General features: G+C 63.3%; 18 protein-coding genes, 1 pseudogene and 1 riboswitch. Of the genes and pseudogenes, 9 read left to right on the top strand and 10 right to left on the bottom strand.

Annotated elements, in window-relative coordinates:
- Position 1: 1 nt before the first annotated feature.
- The 7 genes from cbiT to cobF all read left to right on the top strand — a co-directional run bounded on the left by cbiT (position 2) and on the right by cobF (position 6,216).
- On the top strand, positions 2–1,180 hold the full coding sequence (gene cbiT / locus J2X53_RS14565; RefSeq protein ID WP_349038225.1) for a precorrin-6Y C5,15-methyltransferase (decarboxylating) subunit CbiT: 1,179 nt from the start codon (positions 2–4) through the stop codon (positions 1,178–1,180).
- Positions 1,177–1,545: a cobalamin biosynthesis protein gene (locus J2X53_RS14560; RefSeq protein ID WP_349038224.1), complete on the top strand. Its 369-nt coding sequence runs from the start codon at positions 1,177–1,179 to the stop codon at positions 1,543–1,545. The genes cbiT and J2X53_RS14560 overlap by 4 nt, the downstream gene beginning before the upstream one ends.
- The gene (gene cobM, locus J2X53_RS14555) at positions 1,542–2,324 is read left to right on the top strand and encodes a precorrin-4 C(11)-methyltransferase (RefSeq protein ID WP_349038223.1); all 783 of its coding nucleotides are present in this window, start codon (positions 1,542–1,544) and stop codon (positions 2,322–2,324) included. The genes J2X53_RS14560 and cobM overlap by 4 nt, the downstream gene beginning before the upstream one ends.
- Positions 2,321–3,673 carry a cobyrinate a,c-diamide synthase gene (locus tag J2X53_RS14550; RefSeq protein WP_349038222.1) on the top strand — a complete coding sequence of 451 codons (1,353 nt, stop codon included), beginning with the start codon at positions 2,321–2,323 and terminating at the stop codon, positions 3,671–3,673. The genes cobM and J2X53_RS14550 overlap by 4 nt, the downstream gene beginning before the upstream one ends.
- Positions 3,670–4,389, top strand: a complete 720-nt coding sequence (gene cobA, locus J2X53_RS14545; protein ID WP_349038221.1) for a uroporphyrinogen-III C-methyltransferase — start codon at positions 3,670–3,672, stop codon at positions 4,387–4,389. Before J2X53_RS14550 ends, cobA begins: the two co-directional genes overlap by 4 nt.
- A gap of 63 nt (positions 4,390–4,452) precedes the next feature.
- Positions 4,453–4,674, top strand: a riboswitch (cobalamin riboswitch).
- Between the two features lie 32 nt (positions 4,675–4,706).
- Positions 4,707–5,378, top strand: a complete 672-nt coding sequence (locus J2X53_RS14540; RefSeq protein WP_349038220.1) for an energy-coupling factor ABC transporter permease — start codon at positions 4,707–4,709, stop codon at positions 5,376–5,378.
- 67 nt (positions 5,379–5,445) lie between these two features.
- A complete protein-coding gene (cobF, locus tag J2X53_RS14535) occupies positions 5,446–6,216 on the top strand; it encodes a precorrin-6A synthase (deacetylating) (RefSeq protein WP_349038219.1) in 771 nt (256 codons plus the stop codon).
- Between the two features lie 66 nt (positions 6,217–6,282).
- Here cobF and J2X53_RS14530 read toward each other — a convergent pair whose 3' ends face one another.
- Genes J2X53_RS14530 through J2X53_RS14495 form a run of 8 tightly spaced genes read right to left on the bottom strand, consistent with a single transcriptional unit; the run spans position 6,283 to position 14,284 of the window.
- On the bottom strand, positions 6,283–7,362 hold the full coding sequence (locus J2X53_RS14530) for a chemotaxis response regulator protein-glutamate methylesterase (protein ID WP_349038218.1): 1,080 nt from the start codon (positions 7,360–7,362) through the stop codon (positions 6,283–6,285).
- Positions 7,363–7,369: 7 nt separating this feature from the next.
- Positions 7,370–8,221: a CheR family methyltransferase gene (locus J2X53_RS14525; protein WP_349038217.1), complete on the bottom strand. Its 852-nt coding sequence runs from the start codon at positions 8,219–8,221 to the stop codon at positions 7,370–7,372.
- The gene (locus J2X53_RS14520; RefSeq protein ID WP_349038216.1) at positions 8,218–8,733 is read right to left on the bottom strand and encodes a chemotaxis protein CheW; all 516 of its coding nucleotides are present in this window, start codon (positions 8,731–8,733) and stop codon (positions 8,218–8,220) included. Before J2X53_RS14520 ends, J2X53_RS14525 begins: the two co-directional genes overlap by 4 nt.
- A gap of 55 nt (positions 8,734–8,788) precedes the next feature.
- Positions 8,789–11,020, bottom strand: coding sequence for a methyl-accepting chemotaxis protein (locus J2X53_RS14515; protein WP_349038215.1), 2,232 nt, complete (start codon positions 11,018–11,020; stop codon positions 8,789–8,791).
- Between the two features lie 13 nt (positions 11,021–11,033).
- A complete protein-coding gene (locus tag J2X53_RS14510) occupies positions 11,034–11,540 on the bottom strand; it encodes a chemotaxis protein CheW (protein ID WP_349038214.1) in 507 nt (168 codons plus the stop codon).
- A gap of 12 nt (positions 11,541–11,552) precedes the next feature.
- A complete protein-coding gene (locus J2X53_RS14505; RefSeq protein ID WP_349038213.1) occupies positions 11,553–13,547 on the bottom strand; it encodes a chemotaxis protein CheA in 1,995 nt (664 codons plus the stop codon).
- On the bottom strand, positions 13,548–13,913 hold the full coding sequence (locus J2X53_RS14500) for a response regulator (RefSeq protein ID WP_349038212.1): 366 nt from the start codon (positions 13,911–13,913) through the stop codon (positions 13,548–13,550).
- An 8-nt stretch (positions 13,914–13,921) separates the two neighbouring features.
- Complete coding sequence (locus J2X53_RS14495; RefSeq protein ID WP_349038211.1) at positions 13,922–14,284, bottom strand: hypothetical protein; 363 nt, start codon at positions 14,282–14,284, stop codon at positions 13,922–13,924.
- 99 nt (positions 14,285–14,383) lie between these two features.
- Between J2X53_RS14495 and J2X53_RS14490 the strand changes: the two genes are divergently transcribed.
- Positions 14,384–15,961, top strand: coding sequence for a hypothetical protein (locus J2X53_RS14490; RefSeq protein WP_349038210.1), 1,578 nt, complete (start codon positions 14,384–14,386; stop codon positions 15,959–15,961).
- Positions 15,962–16,077: 116 nt separating this feature from the next.
- Positions 16,078–16,590, top strand: a complete 513-nt coding sequence (locus tag J2X53_RS14485) for a heme-degrading domain-containing protein (RefSeq protein WP_349038209.1) — start codon at positions 16,078–16,080, stop codon at positions 16,588–16,590.
- A 12-nt stretch (positions 16,591–16,602) separates the two neighbouring features.
- On the opposite strand, the gene iolB is transcribed toward J2X53_RS14485, so the two are convergent.
- Positions 16,603–17,409: a 5-deoxy-glucuronate isomerase gene (gene iolB, locus J2X53_RS14480; RefSeq protein WP_349038428.1), complete on the bottom strand. Its 807-nt coding sequence runs from the start codon at positions 17,407–17,409 to the stop codon at positions 16,603–16,605.
- A gap of 75 nt (positions 17,410–17,484) precedes the next feature.
- Positions 17,485–18,339, bottom strand: a pseudogene (gene iolE, locus J2X53_RS14475) (myo-inosose-2 dehydratase); the annotation flags it as partial.
- Between the last annotated feature and the right edge of the window lie 311 nt (positions 18,340–18,650).

Genomic DNA, 18,650 nt, shown 5'->3' with positions numbered 1-18,650 from the left:
CATGTCTGAACCCTGGGTGTCTGTCATCGGTCTGGGCGAAGATGGCCTGTCCGGCCTGTCAGAGGCAAGCCGTGCCGCACTTGACGGGGCGGAAATCGTCTTTGGCGCACCGCGCCATCTGGCTCTGGCGGCTGTCGGCACGCGTGGACGGGAATGGCCGGTGCCGTTTGATCTGGCCCCGGTGCTGGCGTTGCGCGGGCGCAAGGTGGCGATGCTGGTGTCGGGCGATCCGTTCTGGTTTGGCGCCGGCGGCACGTTGGCCGCGCAATTGACGCTGCAAGACTGGCAGGCGTTTCCTGTGGCAGGCACGTTCTCGCTGATCGCTGCGCGTCTTGGCTGGCGGCTGGAGGACGTGGCCTGCATTGGCCTGCATGCCGCGCCCTTTGCCCGGCTGCGCCCGGTTCTGGCGCGCGGGGTGCGGGCGATCTGCACGCTGCGCGACGCGGCAGCGGTGGCAGAACTGGCGGACTGGCTGGCCGCAAACGGCTTTGGCACTGTGCGCCTGACCGTGTGTGAGGCCATGGGCGGCCCGCGTGAGCGGCTGCGCCAAGGGGCGGGTTGGCCCGACATCAGCGCACCGGTGGCGGTGGCGTTGGAGGGGGCTGACCTGCCGCGTCATGCTGGCCTGTCGCGCGCCTCTGGCCTGCCGGATGACAGCTTTGCCCATGACGGCCAGATCACCAAGCGCCCGGTGCGGGCGCTGACGCTTTCGGCCCTTGCCCCCCGTCCGGGCGAGGTGCTCTGGGATATCGGCGCAGGGTCCGGCTCGATCTCGGTCGAGTGGTGTCTGGCCGGCGGGCACGCTGTGGCCATTGAGGCGCGGGGGAATCGTGCCGCGAATATCCGTCTGAACGCCGACGCCTTTGGCCTCGCGCACCGGATGCGTGTGGTGGAGGGCAAGGCCCCGGAGGCGCTGCAAGATCTGCCGTCACCGGATGCGGTTTTCATCGGTGGCGGCGGTGATGCGACCTTGCATGATGCGGTCTGGTCGCGGCTGCCCGAAGGCACCCGGCTGGTGGCCAATGCGGTGACGCTGGAGGGCGAGGGTGTGCTGGCCGCGCGTCATGCCAGCTATGGCGGCACGCTGCTGCGGATTGATCTGGCCGAAGCGGCCCCGCTTGGCGGCTTTCGCGGCTGGCAGGCCAGCCGCCCGGTTGTGCAGTGGAGCGTCACACGATGAAGGTCGCCGGGTTCGGGTTCCGCAAGGATGCGCCTTACGAGTCGTTCCGCACCGCCCTGCAACAGGCAGAGGGGGTCGGTGGCCCGGTCGCGCTGCTTGCAACTGTCGCGGCCAAGGCCAAAGCGCCCGCCCTGCAGCGGCTGGCGGCAGAGCGCGGTCTGGCTGTGCTGGGCGTCGCGGTTGCAGGCATCGACACACCCACCCGGTCGGAGCGGGTACAGGCGCTGTACGGCACCGGATCGGTGGCCGAAGCCGCAGCGCTGGCAGCTGCGGGGGCAGAGTCCACGCTCATCGTCGGGCGGATGGATGCGCCAGACGGAACGGTAACCTGCGCCATGGCGCTTGGCAAAGGAGCCATCGAATGACTGTCCATTTCATCGGTGCGGGGCCGGGGGCCGCCGATCTGATCACCCTGCGCGGGCGCGACCTGATCGCGGCCTGCCCGGTTTGTCTTTATGCGGGCAGTCTGGTGCCCGAGGCGCTGTTGGCGCATTGCCCGCCGGGGGCAAGGGTGGTGAACACCGCGTCGCTCAGCCTGGATGACATCATTGCCGAGATCGTCGCCGCCCACGGCGCAGGACATGACGTGGCGCGGCTGCATTCCGGCGATCTGTCGGTCTGGTCGGCGATGGGGGAGCAGTTGCGCCGCCTGCGGGCGCTGGATATTCCCTATGACATCACCCCCGGCGTGCCCGCCTTTGCCGCCGCCGCGGCGGTGCTGGGGGCTGAACTCACCCTGCCGGGCGTTGCGCAATCGCTGGTGCTGACCCGCACCTCGGGCCGTGCGTCAGCCATGCCCGAAGGCGAAAGCCTTGAAAACTTTGCGCGCACCGGGGCGACGCTGGCGATTCACCTGTCGGTGCATGTGCTGGGCGATGTGCAGACGCGGCTGATGCCGCATTACGGCGCCGATTGCCCGGTGGCCGTGGTGTTCCGCGCGTCCTGGCCAGACCAGCGGGTGGTGCGCGCCACGTTGGCGACGCTGGATGCCAGCATCGGCGACGGCGAGCGCACGGCGCTGATCCTGGTGGGCCGGGCGCTTGCGGCCAGCGATTTTGACGAAAGCAGGCTTTATGCCGGGGATTACGACCGGCGCTATCGCCCGGTCGGCACCGCCCCACGTTTTCCCGAAGGCCGCGAATGACGCAGCCATTGCCCCCCGGACTGCTGATTTCGGCTCCCGCCTCGGGCACGGGCAAAACCACGGTGACGCTGGGGTTGCTGGCCGCGTTCCGCGCGCAGGGGCTGCAGGTACAGCCGTTCAAGAGCGGGCCGGATTACATTGATCCCGCCTTTCACACGGCGGCGGCGGGCCGGGTCTCGGTCAACCTTGACACCTGGGCGATGCCCCGGGAACGGATCGCGGCTTTGGCGAGAGCCTCCGAAGGGGCCGATCTGGTGCTGGCCGAAGGCTCGATGGGGCTGTTTGACGGCGTGGCACGACCGGGGGAATGCGGGGCCGGGGCCAGCGCGGATCTGGCGGCGCTGATGGGCTGGCCGGTTATTCTGGTGCTGGATGTGTCGGGGCAGGCGCAGACGGCGGCGGCTGTCGCCATGGGCCTTGCCCGGTTCAGACCTGATGTGCGGGTCGCGGGGGTGATCCTGAACAAGGTCGCCTCGCCCCGCCATCAGGCGCTGGTGCGCGCCGGGATGGAAGCCGCGGGCCTGACCGTGCTGGGGGCGCTGCCGCGCAGCGCGCATGTGGCGCTGCCAGAGCGGCATCTTGGTCTGGTGCAGGCCGAAGAGTTGCCCCGGCTAAGACAGATCCTGTCGGATGCGGCCAGTTTTGTGACCGACAACTGTGATCTGACCGCGATCCGCACCGCGGCACAGGGCGGCCATGTGCAGGATGCCCGGGGCGCAGGCCGGGTTCCGGCACCGGGCGAGCGGGTGGCACTGGCCCGCGATGCGGCGTTTTCCTTTGTGTATCCCCACCTTTTGACCAGCTGGCGTGAACAGGGCGCAACGATCCTGCCGTTTTCGCCACTGGCGGATGAAGGGCCGGACCCGTCCGCAACCGCCTGCTGGCTGCCGGGGGGCTACCCCGAGTTGCACGCCCCGCGCCTTGCCGCCTGTGACGGTTTTCGCAATAGTCTTGCCGATTTTGCCCGGACCCGGCCAGTGCATGGCGAATGCGGCGGCTACATGGCCCTGGGTCAGGGACTGGTCGCGGCGGATGGAACCCGGCACCGGATGGCGGGGCTGCTGGGGCTGGAAACCAGCTTTGCCAAGCGCCGCATGCATCTGGGCTACCGGCTGGCGCGGCTGGCGCAGCCCTGTGCCGGGTTTACCGCCGGCACCCTGCTGCGCGGCCATGAGTTTCACTATGCGTCCATCCTGTCGCAGCCAGACGCGCCTCTGGCGACAGTGGTGGATGCCAATGGCCAGACGGTGGAAGAGACCGGATCAGTCCGCCATTTCACGGGCGGGGGAATGGCAAGCGGCAGCTTCTTCCATCTGATCGGCCCGGCCAGCTCCGGGGATCTGTCATGACGGGCCTTGTCTCTTTCGTCTCCTCCGGGCCCGGTGACCCGGAATTGCTGACGCTCAAGGCCGCCCGCCGCTTGGCCGAGGCCGATGTGGTGCTGTTTGACGATCTGGCCTCTGGCCCGGTGCTGTCGCATGCCGGACCGCAGGCCGAGCTGGTGGCGGTGGGAAAACGCGCCGGTCGCGCCTCGCCCAAGCAGGATCACGTCAGCCGTTTGCTGGTCGATCATGCCCGGACGGGCGCGCGGGTGGTGCGGCTGAAATCCGGCGACAGTGGTATTTTCGGGCGGCTGGAGGAAGAGATCCTCGCCCTGACCGAGGCCGGTATCCGGTTCGAGATCATCCCCGGTGTGCCCTCAGCCTGCGCGGCGGCGGCGGCGGCGGGCATCCCGCTGACGCGGCGGCTGACCGCCCGGCGTGTGCAGTTCATCACCGGGGCCGATGTGACGGGCGATCTGCCACAAGGGCTGAACTGGGCGGCATTGGCCGATCCGTTGGCGACCACGGTGGTCTTTATGGGCAAGCGCACATTTCCCGCACTGGCGCAGGCGTTGATGACGCATGGATTGCCGCCAGAGACCCCTGCCCTGCTGGCCGAAGCCGTGGGACACCCGCAGCAGGTGCTGACCCGGTCCACTCTGGCGGCGCTGGCGGCACAGCTGGCACAGGGCAGCGGTGACCAGCCGGCGCTGATTTTGTACGGCCCGCTGGCAGGCGGATGACGCAAACGGCGCAAGCGTCCTCAAAGCGGTCGCTTGCCAGCTTGACCTGCCCCCGGTGAGGGCGCAAGAAAGTAACCTCAAGGTGCCCGAAGTGACAATATGCTGAGGGCTCAAACGGGAATGGGGAAGGGCGGACCAAATCGCGGCGCCCCCACCCCAGCCGCCCCCGCGACTGTCAGCGGTGAGCGGTCATCCGGAATGCCACTGGCCGTTGCAAAGGCTGGGAAGGCGGATGACCGTTGCGACCCGCAAGCCAGGAGACCGGCCTTGCAAACGCAACCTGTTCAACCGTCGGGTGTGACGGCAAGGAGACTGACATGCATATCGAACCCGGCCTCGTCGATGGGGCCAAAATTACGCTGAGCTACGCCACCGCAGCGGCCGCTGGGGCCACTGGCCTCTGGTTTGCCCGTGAAACGCTCAAAGAACGCGGGCTGATGTCGCTGGCGGTACGCAGCGTGATTGCCGCCGTGCTGACCTTTGTGTTCTTCGAAATTCTGCCGACATTCCCGGTCGGCGTGTCCGAGGTGCACTTTATCCTGGGGTCCACCTTGTTCCTGATCCTGGGCGCGGGGCCTTCGGCGATTGGTCTGGCCCTTGGCCTGCTGGTGCAGGGCCTGTTCTTTGCCCCGGCCGATCTGCCGCAGTTCGCGATGAACGTGACCACGCTGCTGGTGCCGCTCTTCGCCCTTACCGCATTGGCCCGCCGTCTGATCGCACCGGGCACCGCCTATATTGATCTGAAGTACACGCAGGTGCTGGCCCTGTCGGCGTGCTATCAGGGCGGCGTTGTCGCCTGGGTGGCATTCTGGGCCATTTACGGCATGGGAACCGAGGCGTTTGCCCCGGTCGGCACCTTTGCCGTGGCCTATCTGGCGGTGATCATTCTGGAGCCGCTGGCCGACCTTGCCGTTCTGGCCGCGGCCAAGGCTTTGCGTGGCAAGACCCCGCCCACCATGGTCGAACCGCGCCTCTACGCCCCGGCCTGAACGCCACGTGTACACCATCAGGGCGCGGTTCACCGGAACCGCGCCCTTTTCCTCCCAAGAGGCGGCAATGATCACCCTGTTCCTGATCGGCATCGGCACTGGCAACCCGGACCATCTGACCGCCGAGGCGGCAAAGGCAATCGGCGAGGCCGATCTGATCCTCATTCCGCTGAAAGGCGAGGACAAGGCCGATCTGGCCGGACTGCGGCTGGACATCTGCGAGCGCTGGGTCACACGACCAGAGGCCCGGATCGAGACCTTTGCCCTGCCGGTGCGGAACCCCGCAACGCCGGATTATCTGACCCGGGTGAGCGACTGGCATGATGCAATCGCGCAGATCTGGCAGGACCGCATTCAGGCCCATCTGGATGCTGGCGGCGGGCCGCGTGTTGCACTTCTGGTCTGGGGTGACCCATCTCTTTATGACAGCACCTTGCGCATCGCCGAACGGGTGTCGCACGCCCTGCCCCTGCGCCTTCGGGTGATCCCCGGCATCACCGCGATACAGGCGCTTTGCGCCGCCCATGCGATTCCGCTGAACGACCTTGCATCCGCGGTTGTCATCACCACCGGTCGCAATCTGCGGCGTGATGGCTGGCCACCGGGGGCGCAAACCGTGGTTGTGATGCTCGACAGCGGCGGGGCCTTTTGTACGCTCGGGGCTGCTGATGTGTCGATCTGGTGGGGTGCCTATCTTGGTCTGCCGGAAGAGATGCTGATTGCTGGCCCCCTGAGCGAGGTATCGGCGCAAATTGTGGCGGAGCGGGCCAGAGCGCGGGAACAGCATGGCTGGATCATGGACATTTACCTGCTGCGTCGGCCTTTGGCAGCGCCCTGAGCTCCGGGGTTTGGCACCCGGTGCCCCAGTGCCCGACCATACAAGCCGTTTTAAACCTGCGGGCCCTTACATCCGGCCCAACCTGAGCGCTGCGGCTGCCATCCGCCCCAGCGGCATCTCTTCTTCCACCCCGCCATGGCGCATCGCCTCCTTCGGCATGCCATAGACCACGGAACTCGCCTCATCCTGCCCAATGGTCCGCGCCCCGGCGTCGCGCATTTCCTTTAGACCACGCGCGCCATCGTCGCCCATGCCGGTCATGATCACGCCAATTGCATTCGGCCCCGCATAGCGGGCAACAGAGCGGAACAGCACATCAACCGAAGGGCGATGGCGCAACACAAGCGGCCCGTCGCGCACATCGACCGTATAGGTGGCCCCACTGCGGTTGAGCAGGCTGTGCCGGTTTCCCGGTGCAATCAACGCATGGCCACGCAAGAGCCGGTCGCCCTGTGCCGCTTCCTTCACCGAGACCGCACAGATGCTGTCTAATCTGCGCGCAAAAGCAGCGGTAAAGCCTTCGGGCATGTGCTGAACGATGATGATCGGGGGGCAATCGACCGGCATCGCCTCCAGAAAGATCCGCACCGCTTCGGTGCCCCCGGTCGACGCGCCCACCGCGATGACCCGTTCCGTGGTTTTTGCCATCGCCCGGTTCGATGGGGCGGGCAGCATCACATCTGCGGTCAGTTTGGCAGCCGGCGCGCTTTCCCGAAGCCGGCCCAGACGGGCCTGCGCCGCCGCCTTGACGACATCACAGATCCGGATCCGGCTTTCTTCCAGAAAGTCGCGGATGCCGACCTGCGGCTTGCAAATGATGTCCACTGCACCGGCATCCAGCACACGCGTCAGGGTTTCGGTATTCGCGCCGACCAGTGAAGAACACATGACCACCGGAATCGGATGCTGCGACATGATCTTGCGCAGAAAGGTAATGCCATCCATGCGCGGCATCTCGACATCGAGGGTGATGACATCAGGCCGTTGCAGGCGAATCTGCTGTGCAGCGGCAAAAGGGTCACCCGCCGTGCCCATCACCTCCAGCTCAGGGTCTGATGAAAGGAGGTCGGCCATGACCTGACGCACAACAGCGCTGTCATCGACCACAAGAACCCGGTACTTCCGGCCGCCTGGCAATAGCGTCACAACGGTCTCACTCCTTTCGATAGATTGATGGGGCCACCGGCGTCATGCCGGGGGGCGGGCTGGCAAGCCCCTCGGAATGTCCGGTCAGGAGATAGCCACCTGGCCTGATCCGCCGCGCGACATTTGCGGCAGCGCGGAGTTGATCTTCTGCATCAAAGTAAATGAGCACATTGCGCAGAAAGGTGATGTCAGCCGTAAGCGCCATGGCAGAGGGCAGATCAAGCAGGTTTGCCCAGCCCAGCCGGGCCCGGCTTCGCAATTCCGGCGCGATCCGGTATCGCGGCTTTGCACCTGAGGGGCTGCGTGAGCGCAACAGATAGCGTTTGCGCATATCTTCCGGGATCGGCAGGATATCTTCCTCTTGAAAGATCGCCTGCGCTGCTTTGACCAGAATTTTCTGCGATACATCTGTTCCGACAAGGTCCCAGCGCAGAGTCCGGTTGCGGGCAAAGCCATCGACAACCATACCGGCGGACCAGAGTTCCGCGCCTGTCGAACAGGCCGCGCTCCAGATGACAAGCGGCCTGTCCAGCCCTGCCCCTTCCGCAACCACCGCAGGCAGGCCCACGGCCAACAGCCAGTCATAATGGGCACGTTCGCGGAAAAATGACGTTGTATGCGTTGCCAACGCTTCCACCAGACGCAAAGCGGCAGGGCCGGTCGGGTTGAGGCGCAGATGGTTCACATATTCCACGACGTTGGCAACGCCGGAAGCCTGCAGCAGGCGATTGATACGATGCTCGAGAAAGTCGGTTTTTGTCGGGGCAATCGAGATCCCACTAAGACGATGCACAGCCTCAACAAGGATTTGAGACTGCTCTGCACCAATCCACCCACGCTCCGGGAAAGGTCCGCTCATCCGAAATCAAATGCGCCGGGAAGGTTGGCCCGGAAGACGGTGTCGAGCGCAAGGATCTGCACAAGCCGCCCGTTGATGCGCGTGACCCCCCGCAGAACGGAAGCATCCCAACTTGTCATGGCGCTTGGTGCGGAACCGATTTCGCCCTCCGGGATCTCAATCACACCAAGCACGCGGTCGGCGATCACACCGATCGGGGTTCTGGGATTGGTGCCGAACTCCAGAATGATGATCCGACCATTGGTCTCGGGATCGCTGCCGTGCAGGCAGAGCCGCCCCGGCAGATCGATAAGCGCGACATTCTCACCGCGGATGTCAATCATTCCGAGCAGATCGCCAGGAGCATTCGGCAATCGTGTGATCGTCTGCATATCCAGAATTTCCCGGACCATGCCGACATCCACAGCAAGAGTTTGTTGCGCCAGCACAAAAGTTACATACGTGCGGTGATCATCGACGATCCGCAGATCATCGTCTGTCCATGCCTCTTCAGCCAGGGCGGTTGCCGTCATATCAAGTCACCTGCATGTGAGTGCCAGGGCAGCGGCGGCTGCCCCGGAGGGTCAATCAATAGCGCTGGAAGTCTTCATCGCCGCCGCTCGCGGCATCGCTCCCCAGATCAAGCATGACGCCGTTCTGGAACGGCTGGGGTGAACCATTGGCCTTTGACTTTACGGTAATCTGACCATTGTTGCGCGGACGCTGGGTTGTAAACGTCGGGCGTTGGGCCTGTACCGTGGACCGCGGATGCTCCCCTGCCGGAGACGAACGTTGCACGCGCTCATCACCAAGCCGGAAGAACCCGATGACACCCCGCAATTGCTCGGACTGAGTCGCGAGCTTCTCAGAGACGCTGGCCGCCTCGGTAGAGGCTGAAGCGTTCTGCTGGATCACAGAGTCAAGCTGACGGATCGCCTCGTTGATCTGTTCGGCACCGACATTTTGTTCCCGCGTGGCCGCGCTGATTTCCTGCACCAGATCGGCGGTGCGCTTGATCGAAGGAACAAGCGACTGAAGCATTTCCCCCGCACGCTGGCTGACTTCGACGGTTTTGCCAGACAACTGACTGATCTCGCCTGCCGCTTGCTGGCTGCGTTCGGCAAGCTTGCGGACCTCGGAGGCGACGACCGCAAAACCCTTGCCATGCTGACCGGCACGGGCCGCCTCAACCGCGGCGTTCAGCGCCAGGAGATCAGTTTGCCGGGCAATTTCCTGAATGATGTTGATCTTTTCGGCAATGGTCTTCATGGCACGCACCGCCTCGTCCACAGCCTTGCCGCTGTCTTCCGCCTCCTGAGCCGATTTGGTTGCGATCTTTTCAGTCTGGGCCGCGTTATCCGCCGACTGACGGATATTGGCTGACATCTGTTCCATCGAGGACGAGGCCTGTTCTGCTGCCGCCGCCTGCTCAGTCGCACCCTGGCTCAGTTGCTCTGCCGTTGCCGACATTGCCTGTGCGCCCTCGGCCACACCGGCGGCGCTGTGATTGGCGTTGGAGATCACATCGCGCAGTTTTTCAAGCATGGTTTCCAGCGCAATGCCAAGCCCGTCCACATCAGACCGGCGCTTTGTGGTTACGCCCAGGTCGCCCTGGCTGATCTTTTCCGCGACAGTAGTCATCTCGCGCAGCGACCCCGACATCCGGTTCATCGCAGACAGAAGGTCGCCGATTTCGTCGCGGGTTGTCGCCGTTGCATCCACCGTCAGATCGCCCATTTCAACGGCGCGGGCGACTGTTACGGCACGGTTCAGACCGCGTGAGATAGAAATCGAGAGCCAGAACGCCGCTGCAATGCCGATGCCGGCAGCGACCAGCCCCAGCGTGATCAGCACGGCCTTGGATGTCTCATAGACCCCCAGTGCGTTTTCTTTGCCTTGCGCGACGCGGTCTGCGGCGAAAGTCGTCACCGCACGTGACGCCGCAAGCACCTCCTCGAAAGCGGGATCAAGGCGTTCCTGCAGGATTCTGGCAGCGTGTTCATTGCTGTTTTCCGCCGACGTGGCCGTGCCGCGCATCAGCGCGTCCCGCCAGGTTTCCCATCCTGCCATGATCGCTTCGACAGCACGGGTGTCAGTGACGCCCGCAAAACCTCGCGCCTGGACCAGATCTTGCGTAAGCGCACTTTCCAGAGGCTCAAGCCGCGCCATAAGATCGGCAAGCTCTGAATCGACCGCAGTCATCAGCATGTCACGCTCGATTTCCCTCAGGAGGCGCATCTTATCGATCGCCCCGTCAACCGATTGTTCGAGCGAGACCAGCCGCGGATCACGGACTTCTGCGTCGGCAATGCGCTGCCTTGCGCTGCCGATCAGCGCCTCGGCGGCATTGTAAAGGGCTTCATATGAGGGAATGCTCTCATCATGATAGATCTCGAACGCCCTTTCAGCGGTTTTTGCGACGCCCATCACGCGCAACTCGGCCTCAATCGCGCGAAACGCATCCCATTTGGCACCGAAGACCGCGTACATGGCTTTGGCCTCCTCAGCGACTATAACCTCGCCCAGGGCGGTGTGCAGATCTTCAACGGTGGTCAGATATTCCTCCGCCTGAAGGGCAGCCTCATTGGCATCTGAGTGAGAATCTGCCGCCAGATAATCCTGAATGAGATTCATACTCCGAAGCGCCGTTGCCTGCTTGGTCTGCGCTATCTCCAGCTGTCGCGCGAAGCGATCAACGATCAGGTCAATTTCCGCTTTCATGTCTGACGTTTTCTTCAACGCCATGAAGCTGGAGACGCCGAGCAGAGTGATCAGGACGGCAAAGACCGTGATCAGTTTTGTTTTTATGGTCACACGCATATCTGGTCCTTGCTCAAGCTTGAATGGATGGACCGGAGTCCGGCCGGAAGAGGGTGTCAGTATCCAGAAGAACGACGAGGGTATCGCCGTGACGAGCCACCCCGATGACAAAGTGTTCGGGCCAGCGGGCACCGAGTTCCGGCACCGGTTTAACCATGGCGCGGTCGGTCTCAATCACCTCTTCGACCGCATCGGCGAGTATGGCGAGACGGGTCGCCACGCCATCGACGGGCAGTTCCAGAACGATGATCCGGGCCTGGTCATCTGCGGGCACCGTTGGCATGCGTAACCGCTGCCGGATATCGATCAACGGAGCGATTGCGCCGCGGACATTGATCAGGGCCGGCGCGAACGCGGGCGCGTTGGGGACCGATGTCGTCGGCAAGGGGTCAAGGATTTCGTGAACCTCCCCGACCGGCAAAGCAAAAACATTTCCCGACAATCGGAAAATCAGCATCATCTCGGGCTCGGCCGTGCCAGGCTGGCCAGGCTTCTGCGTGATCTGGTTTACAATCTGCAAAGGCGGAACTCCTCAGGCACTTTGCCGATGCGCAATGCGCGCGCGGCGGGCCAATGTGACGACATCAATGATCAGGGCCACCGCGCCATCGCCCAGAATGGTTGCACCCGCGAGACCCGCGATATTGCGGTGATAGATGCTCAGTGTTTTGATGACTGTCTGGTTCTGACCCAGGATATCATCCACCACGAGCCCGAGGCGCTGACCGTCTGCCTTGACGATCACAACGCGGCGACGGGTTTCGGTGCTGGGCGGACGTCCGAACACATCATCAAGGTCAAGGAACGGCACCAGATGCTCACGGATCTGGAGCATTGTACGGCCACTTTCGCGTTGTCTTTCAGCCTCTTCAAGCTCCACACATTCTTCAACGGCTGCCAGCGGGATCACAAAGGCCGAGGTACCAAGCCGGACAAGAAAGCCATCAATGATCGCAAGCGTGACCGGCAGGCGCAGTGTGACGCGTGTGCCCCGGCCGGGCATTGTTGCAATTTCGGTCTGGCCCCGGAGACCTTCCACTGCACTGCGCACGGCGTCCATGCCAACGCCGCGGCCTGACACACTTGACAAGGCAGAAGCTGTCGAAAAGCCGGGCGCAAAGATCAGTCGATGGATTTCGCTGGCACTTTGCGTGCCATCGGCTTGCAAAAGGCCACGCTCGACCGCTCTGGCCCGGATCGCCTCGGTGTTCAGGCCAGCGCCATCATCTTCAATCGCGATCAATACCTCGCCACCCTCCTGCCGGGCCGAGAGCGTGACCTTGCCACGGGCAGGTTTGCCGGACGCCAGACGCCGCGCAGCATCTTCAAGACCATGATCCATACTGTTGCGGATCATGTGGACCAACGGCTCGGACAGCCGGTCGATCACATTCTTGTCGAGTTCAGTCTCTCCGCCTTCTACGGCCAGCATGACATCCTTGCCAAGCTCCAGCGAAAGGTCCCGAACCACCCTCCGGAACTTGCCGAAAACAGATTCAATCGGCAGCATCCGGACCGAAAGTGTTGCATCACGCAGGCCCGTCACCAGACGTTCCACCTCTTCGACGACTGCCTCAAGGTCCGAATTCTGACTGGCTGAAGCGATCTGATGCAGCCGCGCCTGAGCGATGACGAGTTCACCCAGCTGATCCATGATATCGTCCAGCTTGCCGGCCGGTACTCGGACACTTTCACTCGTCCCGGGCAGCGCCGTCTGTGGGGTGCGTGGCAGCGGCAGTTGCGAAGTATTCCCCCGTGCCCCTGCATCCGCCACAGGTCCGGTCGTTGATCCGGCCGGGGACACCAGCTCTGCAATGTCCAGTGCGGCATCGTCGGCAAACAGGAAAACCGCCTCAATCGCGTCGCGGGGATGAGGGGTGGAAAGTCCGATTTCCCAGGTCAGATAAGAGCGTTCCGGATCCAGTTCAGCCAAGGGTGGCAGATCGGACGCATCCAGCCGGAATTCAGCCTGCCCAAGGGCAGCAATTTCGGCCATCAGCAGATCCGGGCGCATACCGTTGCGCAATGCCGTGGCATCCGGGTGAAAGCGGATCGACCAGCGGCGCATCAGAGGTTCGCGCGCTGGCAGGGGAGTCACAGCCGCGGCATTGCCCGACGTTTGGGACGGTTCCTTGCCGCCGACGATGGAGGCCAGCGTCGTCAGAAGTTGCGTGGCTTCCTCAGACGTTTCAAGCCGGGCAGCCTCTGGGCTGTCGCCACCGCAATCCAGCAGGGCCGTCATGTGATCACGCGCACGCAACGATACGTCAATCAGCCGTGCATCTATCTGGAGCCGCCCTTCGCGGACACCATCGAAAGCATCTTCAAAATGGTGGGTAAACCGCGCCAACGACCCGAACCCGAACATTGAGCCGGATCCCTTGACGGTATGGAGGACGCGGAAAATGGCATCAACACGGTCACGATCCGCGCCGGTTTCAAGATCCAGCAGCATTTCTTCCAGCCCTTCGAGCTGGTCGCGGGCTTCCAGAACAAAGGCGTCGACGGCAGCGCTGAGGTCAGTCATTTAGCCCGCCAATCTTTTTGCAACGCTGATGAGGTTTTCGGGTGTGAAAGGTTTGGTGATCCAGCCGGTCGCACCCGCCGCCTTGCCCTCAGCCTTGGCTTCGGGTTTTGATTCTGTGGTCAACATGATGATCGGCACCCCTGCCCCCTTTGGCACGCGGCGCAGGGCACGGATGAATTCAAACCCGTTCATCACCGGCATGTTCAGATCGGTGATGACCAGCGAAACGGGTTCGGTCATGAACTTATCCATCCCGCTCTGACCGTTATCGCCTTCGATGACCCGGTAGCCGAGCGGCGCGAGCGTCAGCTTGATCATGTCCCGGATCGACTTGCTGTCGTCGACCGCAAGAATTGTATGCGCCATAGCGAACCTTATCCCCGTCCTGGAATATCAATGGAGAGCGCACCCAGCGCCCGGGACGCACATGCACCAAACCCCGAAAAGGCCCCCGGACCAGCAAGCCCGCGCGCTGCCGCAATCAGAAGCTGCAGCGCAGGAGCTGTCGGTGTGTCGCCGGACAGCTCAAGCCCGAGCGGAGAATCGGGTGTCGCGGTATCAACAGCGGCCACCAGGGCAGCCAGTGCAGCCCTGCTGTCCGCGACCGCAAGGGCCTGGTCGATAAGATGAACCGTGCCGTTTCCAGACCCGACAATACTGACCATTCTGCGACTCGTTCCGTTGTTGACCTGCTGGAACCATGCGGCGCAAAACTTAAGAAAAAGCTTCACCGTCAATTTTCATCCGTTCATTCCCGCGAAAGGACATCCGGCTAATCTGAGCAGACCAAATGGTGAGGAGTGCGATCAGACAGCATGGGTTCTCTTGCGGCAACCATGCCGGAAACATCCGGCAACTCCCTGTCAGAGGCTGGCATTGCCTGCCGTGAATCTTTCGCGGAGCTTGCGGTGCAACTCGCCGACGTACAGAGCGCGGTTCTGGCGCTTCTCGACCTGTTTTCTGCTCTGGCAGAACATATTGCCACACAGGGCGAAGGGTCAGACCCGGCGGATGAGGCCGACAGCGCAGCGCGGACTTTGCTCACGGCATTGCCGGCAACCTCGGGCGAGGCGTATGGCCGCGCGCTTTCTGCAACCCGTGCGGCATTACAGGAAATTGCGCAGGAAGCCCGCTCGCTCAAGGCCTATGCGTCGCTGACGCGACTGACGGCAGCTTCGCTGCGCGTCGATGTGCTGGAGGCCTATGTCGCTGAGGTACAACAAATTGCCGAGGCGGTGCACGAAAATGCACAGTCGCTGCATGATTGCGTTGAGGTGATCAACAAAGAGCGGGTGCCCGCCATTGCCTCACAACGGGCCGCGCGGTCCGGATTGCATCATATGCTGGAAGATCTTGCCCCCGCACGGGCGGCAAGCGCAGATCTGGCGGCCGAAGACCGGGCGTTCCGCACCGATCTCGGGCGTCGGGTTGACCGGCTGGCTCGCGGTGGGCGTACCGAGATTTCCGAACTGATCTCGATGGTACAATTCGCAGATCAGTTTGCCCAGCGGCTGGAACATATCGAAACGATCCTCGGGTCTGATGTGGATCGCACCGCCACGGCTCCCCTTGCGGCAGCGCTGGAAGCGGCGCTGGTGGCGGATGCTGAGGTGGTTTGTGCTGCGGCGGTGGGGGCACTGAGCAGGCTTGGCAACCTTGCCCGGCGCTCCGCCCTTGTAGAAGGGGAGGCGCTTGCCGCAAGCCCGCTTGGCCGCCTGCTGCAAGCCCGCCGGGAAGCGCTTGATTTTGTTCAGCGCTGCAACCACACGACGGCAGCCTCACTTTCTGCGGCGGCGACAGCGGCGCGGCAGATCGCTGCGGCGATTGCCGGGGCACAGCAACAATTTGATGCGCTTCGCGCCAGCGCCGCCAGCGTCAGCATCGCGGCGACCAATGCGCTTTTGCTGCCGGGCCGCACCGGGGAAGCCCGCATGCCGCTCAGCGTGCTGGCAAAGGCGGTCCAGGAAAGCTCTGTTGCCTTCCGCGACAAGACCGCCGCGGCCAGTCTGTCCATCGGCGGGCTGTCAGACAGCTTTGATGCCGCTGTCATCACCGCCCTGGAGGAGGGGCTTGCCGGGTTTGATGCTTCCGTCCAGTTGTCGTCTGTCCGGATCGGGGCGGCCGACGAAAGCCAGCGAAAAATAGGCGCTTTGCTCTCGGAAATTGGCCTTGCTCTGGCGGAACTCGACAGAGCAGCCCGCGACAGTCGCGCGGCGATGGGTGACTTGCAGCGCAGGCTGCGCGCCTTGCGCAAAAACGCTGTCCCACCTCGCGTCGGGCTATCGGATCCGCACCCGCTGGAGCGGTTCATCGCCATCTACACGATGGCAAGGGAACGCGAGGTTCATGCCGCCCTTACCGGGATTGCTCTGACCGAACCAGACTCCGTTGCCGATGAGGTTGAGTTTTTCTGAACACCCTGTCACCAGTTGTGGGCAGCCTGACATCGACACGGCTGCGCCCTGTCGGCAGCCTTGCAGATACCACCCACCCTGATAGAGTATTTCATCCCCTGACACCCGAGGCCAAGATGACCGAACACGAGCTTCTGGCCGAAATCGCCGCCTGTGAGGCGCGACTGATTTTTCCTTATTTCGACGAAAATGTCGCCTGGTCCATTGGTCAGGCGCTGGTCGAAAAAGGCCGCGCCAGCAGTTTGCCGATTGTCATCAACATCCGCACCCCGGATGCGACCTTGTTTCACGCGGCTTTGCCCGGATCCGCCCCTGACAATGATGAATGGATCCGGCGCAAGTCTAACACCACGCTACGCTGCCACCGGTCATCCTATGCGGTCGGACTGGCGTTCAAGGCGCGGGGAATCGGCACGCCGGGCGCGGATGAGGGGCTGCCAATCGCCGATTTCGCAACCCACGGTGGCAGTGTGCCGGTGCGGCTGCTGGGCGGTCGTGTGGTGGCTGCGGTCACTGTATCCGGCCTGCCGCAGGCCGAGGATCATGCCATGGTCGTCGCCGCGATGTCAGCAGAACTCAACCGGATCAACCCGGCACAGGCCAGACAAGACACTATTGCAGGCGGCTGATAGCGCCGGCCGTCAGGCGTCGCGCGCGAGGATTGCTTCGACTTCGGGCGCAGGCACAAAGCGCCAGTTGCGCCGGGGACCGGCCATAACGTTGAGATAATACAGCTCAAATCCATACGGCGCGCCGCAGGGGTGATGGCCCCGCGGCACCAGCACCACATCATGATTGCGGACTGCCATCACCTCATCCAGACTGCCATCATCGGTATAAACCCGCTGCACCGCCCAACCGTCGGCGGGATTCAGGCGATGGTAATAGGTTTCCTCCAGATAAGTGATGCGGGGGAAATCGTCTTCATCGTGACGGTGGCTTGGATAAGATGACCAGTGGCCCGCAGGGGTAAACACTTCGGTCACCAGCAGGCTGTCGCAATAATCCTCCGCCTCCATCGCGATGTTGTTGATGTGGCGGGTGTTGGTGCCTTTGCCGCGCGGGGTCAGCGAGATGCCATCCGGCCCGATCCGCCGTGCAGGGTGGCCCCCCCGTCCCGGTGCGGAACACACTGCGATGGTGCAATCGGTCACCGCTTCGGCGGCCCAGTCCTGCCCGTTGGGAACGTAAAGGCAATGTGGCGGCGTCTTTTCAAACACATCCATCCGATCCCCCAGCACACCCCAATCCTGCCCGGCGGCAGTAAAGGCAGCCTTGCCTTCAACCATGACCACAATCACCTCGCGGTCGCCGGTGGCCTCAGCGATCTGCTCGCCAGGTCGCAAACGATGCAGCGCATAGCCGACATAGCGCCACCCCGCATCGCCCGGCGTGATCCGGTGAGTCTCACCATGGGTGCCAAAGGGTCTGCGCAGAAGGTGTGGCATCGGTGTTCCTTTCGTCTTTGGACAGGCCGTAGCGGAACGGTCCAGCCCGGCCTCGCGCGCGGCAGCTTTCAAGGCGTGCAGACCCATGGACTGATAGGTCAACGGGTTGCGCAGGACCGGGTCCTGTTCCGCCTCGATCACCAGCCATCCATCGTACCCCGCACCGGCAAGCAACCGCAACAACGGCACGAAATCAACCGCCCCCTCCGGATCACCCGGCACAGTAAAGGCCCCGGCGAGGACACCTTCAATGAACGACAGCCCTTCAGTGCGCACCCGGTCGCAAATATCGCGGCGGATGTTCTTGGCGTGAAAATGCGCAACACGGCCCACATGCCGCGCCAGCACAGCCGCAGGATCGCCGCCGCCAAAGGTGCAGTGCCCGGCATCGAACAACAGATGCGTGGCCGGGCCGGTTGCGGCCATAAAGGCGTCAATCTCTTCCGGGGTCTCGACCACGGTGCCCATATGGTGGTGATAGGCCAGCGTGATGCCTTCCCCCGCCAGATAGGCGGCAAACGCCTCGATCTTCGCGCCAAAGGCGGCCATCTCTGCGGGCGTCAGACGCGCGCGGTCATTGACCGGCACGTCACTGCCATGAACCGCGTTCGAGGTTTCGCAGACAATGCAGACCTTGCAATCATTCGCCTTCAGCTTCGCCAGATGGGGCTGCACCGCAGCAATCTCTGCCTCGACCGAGCGCACCAGCAATTCGGTAGAATACCAGCCGGAAATAAAGCGCAGCCCGTAGTCCGCGAGCAACGTTTTCAACGCCTGCGGATCTTCGGGCCAGCGATGGCCATTCTCGATACCGTCGAAACCAATGATCCGGCCCGCTTCAGTCAGGATCTGTTCCGTCGGGATATGGGCGCCGATCGACTGGTCGTCATCATTGGCCCAGGCAATCGGGTTGGTGCCGTAAAGGATCATGCTTTCCTCAGTTGATCAGGGTCTGTACCGCGCGCGCATCCGGAGTGCGCGCGAAGGCCGGTTTAAAGCTGCAGGCATCTCTTCTGCCAGTCACACCGCCACCCGACCCCACCGCGCCAAGCCCCTGGCGTGAGTGGTTTCATCATGATCACAGTGACACTGTACCGGTCAAGTGCGGCAGCAATCCACCGCGCCCGACACATCGCCGCTCTGCCTTAGCAGGCTGCTGAAGAAGTCGGCTCTCGACCTGTTTTGCGGAACATGATTCACCCTGCGCACGGCAACGGCGGGGGTGATGATGCGTGGTGCGG

The organism is Pseudotabrizicola sp. 4114, assembly GCF_031457365.1.
GTDB lineage: Bacteria > Pseudomonadota > Alphaproteobacteria > Rhodobacterales > Rhodobacteraceae > Pseudotabrizicola.
This window is presented reverse-complemented; position numbering and strand designations above follow the sequence as displayed.

Coding starts and splice junctions, on each gene's coding strand:
- cbiT (WP_349038225.1), top strand. CDS start 2: ATGTCTGAACCCTGGGTGTCTGTCATCGGTCTGGGCGAAGATGGCCTG.
- J2X53_RS14560 (WP_349038224.1), top strand. CDS start 1,177: ATGAAGGTCGCCGGGTTCGGGTTCCGCAAGGATGCGCCTTACGAGTCG.
- cobM (WP_349038223.1), top strand. CDS start 1,542: ATGACTGTCCATTTCATCGGTGCGGGGCCGGGGGCCGCCGATCTGATC.
- J2X53_RS14550 (WP_349038222.1), top strand. CDS start 2,321: ATGACGCAGCCATTGCCCCCCGGACTGCTGATTTCGGCTCCCGCCTCG.
- cobA (WP_349038221.1), top strand. CDS start 3,670: ATGACGGGCCTTGTCTCTTTCGTCTCCTCCGGGCCCGGTGACCCGGAA.
- J2X53_RS14540 (WP_349038220.1), top strand. CDS start 4,707: ATGCATATCGAACCCGGCCTCGTCGATGGGGCCAAAATTACGCTGAGC.
- cobF (WP_349038219.1), top strand. CDS start 5,446: ATGATCACCCTGTTCCTGATCGGCATCGGCACTGGCAACCCGGACCAT.
- J2X53_RS14525 (WP_349038217.1), bottom strand. CDS start 8,221: ATGAGCGGACCTTTCCCGGAGCGTGGGTGGATTGGTGCAGAGCAGTCT.
- J2X53_RS14520 (WP_349038216.1), bottom strand. CDS start 8,733: ATGACGGCAACCGCCCTGGCTGAAGAGGCATGGACAGACGATGATCTG.
- J2X53_RS14515 (WP_349038215.1), bottom strand. CDS start 11,020: ATGCGTGTGACCATAAAAACAAAACTGATCACGGTCTTTGCCGTCCTG.
- J2X53_RS14505 (WP_349038213.1), bottom strand. CDS start 13,547: ATGACTGACCTCAGCGCTGCCGTCGACGCCTTTGTTCTGGAAGCCCGC.
- J2X53_RS14500 (WP_349038212.1), bottom strand. CDS start 13,913: ATGGCGCATACAATTCTTGCGGTCGACGACAGCAAGTCGATCCGGGAC.
- J2X53_RS14490 (WP_349038210.1), top strand. CDS start 14,384: ATGCCGGAAACATCCGGCAACTCCCTGTCAGAGGCTGGCATTGCCTGC.
- J2X53_RS14485 (WP_349038209.1), top strand. CDS start 16,078: ATGACCGAACACGAGCTTCTGGCCGAAATCGCCGCCTGTGAGGCGCGA.
- iolB (WP_349038428.1), bottom strand. CDS start 17,409: ATGCCACACCTTCTGCGCAGACCCTTTGGCACCCATGGTGAGACTCAC.